A 2,807-nucleotide genomic window follows, 5' to 3' on the forward strand; every position below is an offset into this window, starting at 1 on the left:
CGCCGCCACCGGCGAGGAGAAATAGCTGGAAATCCGGGCGCCGATCCCCTATATGCCCGTCGAGCCTGCCGGCACTGCCGGCATTGCTGCCATGGCCCCTGCTGGACGACATCCCGGCCGGGGCGACCCGATGATCCCCTATCGAAAGGATTTGCCCGATGTCGATTACGCCTGAGCGCAAGAGCGCCCTGATCAAGGAATACGCCACCAAGACGGGCGATACCGGCTCGCCGGAAGTCCAGGTCGCCATCCTGTCGGAGCGCATTGCCAACCTGACCGAGCACTTCAAGACCCATGGCAAGGACAATCACTCCCGCCGCGGCCTGCTGAAGATGGTCTCGACGCGCCGCAGCCTGCTTGACTACGTCAAGAAGAGCGACGAAGCGCGCTACAAGGCGCTGATCGAGCGCCTCGGCCTGCGTCGCTGATCGGCGCGGGACAAGCCGGATCGCGAGGCAAGCCTCGCGGTCACCCCGCCCGGTCACCCCGGGCATAGCGTAGACCGGCAACAGTCTATGCGGAGCATGGCGAGATCATCGGCCGCTCATGGCGCATCAGGCTTCCTTGCGAAGCGGCGCTTCCCGGGCGAAAGTGAACGGCTCATCGTCTTGTCCATGTTCCGCCCCGCGGAGGGGTCGTCAGGAAAGGCCGTGCCTTTCGGGTCCGATGGACCGACCACTCCACTGACAAGCGGGTGCCGGGCGGAAACCAGTGCCGATTTTGGGCGGGTCCTGCACATGGGGTGCGTGGACCGCGCGGGCACAGCGGATGCGTTCGCGGGTACTGCGCCCCGCGTTCCCGCGCCTCCGCCAGAATGGAAAGACGAAACCATGTCGATCAAATTCGATCACCACAAAGTCGAACTCAACTGGGGCGGCCAGCCGCTCACCCTCGAAACGGGCAAGATGGCCCGCCAGGCCGACGGCGCCGTGCTGGCGACGCTGGGCGAAACGGTGGTCCTCGCCACCGTGGTCTCCGCCAAGGAGGCCAAGCCGGGGCAGGATTTCTTCCCGCTCACGGTCAACTACCAGGAGAAGTATTTCGCCGCCGGCAAGATCCCGGGCGGCTATTTCAAGCGCGAAGGCCGCCCGACCGAGAACGAGACCCTGGTCAGCCGCCTCATCGACAGGCCGATCCGGCCGCTCTTTCCGCACGGCTACCGGAACGAGACCCAGGTCATCGTCACCGTGCTGCAGCACGACATGGAGAACAACCCCGACGTGCTCTCCATGGTCGCCGCCTCGGCGGCGCTGACCATCTCCGGCGTGCCCTTCATGGGCCCGATCGGCGCCGCCCGCGTCGGCTATGTCGACGGTGAGTACGTGCTCAACCTCGCTGTCGACCGGCGCGCCGATTCCAAGCTCGATCTCGTCATGGCCGGCACTGCCGACGCCGTGCTGATGGTGGAGTCGGAGGCCCAGGAGCTGTCCGAGGAAGTGATGCTGGGCGCCGTGATGTTCGGCCACCAGCAGTCCAGGAAGGTCATCGAGGCGATCATCAAGCTCGCCGAACTGGCCGCCAAGGAGCCGCGCGAGTTCAATGCGCCCGACCATTCGGCGCTGGAAAAGCGCGTGCTCGAGGTCATCGAAGCGGAACTGCGCGCCGCCTACAAGAACACCAGGAAGGAAGTGCGCTACGCCGCCGTCGATGCCGCCCGCGCCAAGGTGCTGGAGCATTTCGCGCCGCAGATCGAGGCCGGCGAAATCGCTGCCGACGAACTGGCCGCGGTGTTCCACGACCTGCAGGCCAAGATCGTGCGCTGGAACATCCTCGACACCGGCACCCGCATCGACGGGCGTGACCTCAAGACCGTCCGCCCGATCGTTGCCGAAGTCGGCGTGCTGCCGCGCACCCACGGCTCGGCGCTGTTCACGCGCGGCGAGACGCAGGCCCTGGTCGTCGCCACGCTCGGCACCGGCGAGGACGAGCAATATGTCGACAGCCTCGAGGGCACGCACAAGCAGAACTTCCTGCTGCACTACAACTTCCCGCCCTATTCGGTGGGCGAGGCCGGCCGCATGGGCTCGCCCGGCCGCCGCGAGATCGGCCACGGCAAGCTCGCCTGGCGCGCCATCAACCCGATCCGCCCCAAGGTCGAGGAATTCCCCTATACCATCCGCGTCGTCTCCGAGATCACCGAGTCCAACGGCTCGAGCTCGATGGCCACGGTCTGCGGCACCTCGCTGGCGCTGATGGATGCCGGCGTGCCGATGAAGCGCCCGGTGGCGGGCATCGCCATGGGTCTCATCCTCGAGGGTGAGAAATACGCCGTGCTCTCCGACATCCTCGGCGACGAGGACCACCTGGGCGACATGGACTTCAAGGTCGCCGGCACGGAGGTGGGTGTCACCTCGCTGCAGATGGACATCAAGATCGCCGGCATCACCGAGGAGATCATGAAGGTCGCCCTCGAGCAGGCCAAGGGCGGGCGCCAGCACATCCTGGGCGAGATGGCCAAGGCCATCACCACTTCGCGCTCCGAGGTGGGCGAGTTCGCCCCGCGCATCGAGACGCTGACCATCCCCACCGACAAGATCCGCGATGTGATCGGCTCCGGCGGCAAGGTGATCCGCGAGATCGTCGACAAGACCGGCGCCAAGGTCGACATCTCCGACGACGGCACCGTCAAGGTCGCTTCCTCCGATGGCAAGGCGATCACCGCCGCGCTGAACTGGATCAAGTCGATCGTGTCGGAGCCCGAGGTCGGCGTCATCTATCAGGGCACGGTGGTCAAGACCGTCGATTTCGGCGCCTTCGTCAATTTCTTCGGTCCGCGCGACGGCCTCGTCCACATCTCGCAGCTCGCC

General features: G+C 66.1%; 2 protein-coding genes. Both read left to right on the forward strand.

From position 1 onward, the window contains the following. Positions 1 to 158: 158 nt before the first annotated feature. Entirely contained in the window at positions 159 to 428 is a 270-nt protein-coding gene (rpsO, locus tag VGD93_RS08310) for a 30S ribosomal protein S15 (RefSeq protein ID WP_395011023.1), read from the forward strand. Positions 429 to 830: 402 nt separating this feature from the next. Continuing rightward, a partial coding sequence (gene pnp, locus VGD93_RS08315; protein ID WP_395011025.1) for a polyribonucleotide nucleotidyltransferase occupies positions 831 to 2,807 on the forward strand: 1,977 nt, incomplete at its 3' end.

Origin of the sequence: Devosia sp. (assembly GCF_036406155.1) — a bacterium.
Classification (GTDB): Bacteria; Pseudomonadota; Alphaproteobacteria; order Rhizobiales; family Devosiaceae; genus Devosia_A.

Bases quoted from the DNA above. Each gene is read 5' to 3' on its own strand.
- rpsO (WP_395011023.1), top strand. From the start codon at position 159: ATGTCGATTACGCCTGAGCGCAAGAGCGCCCTGATCAAGGAATACGCC.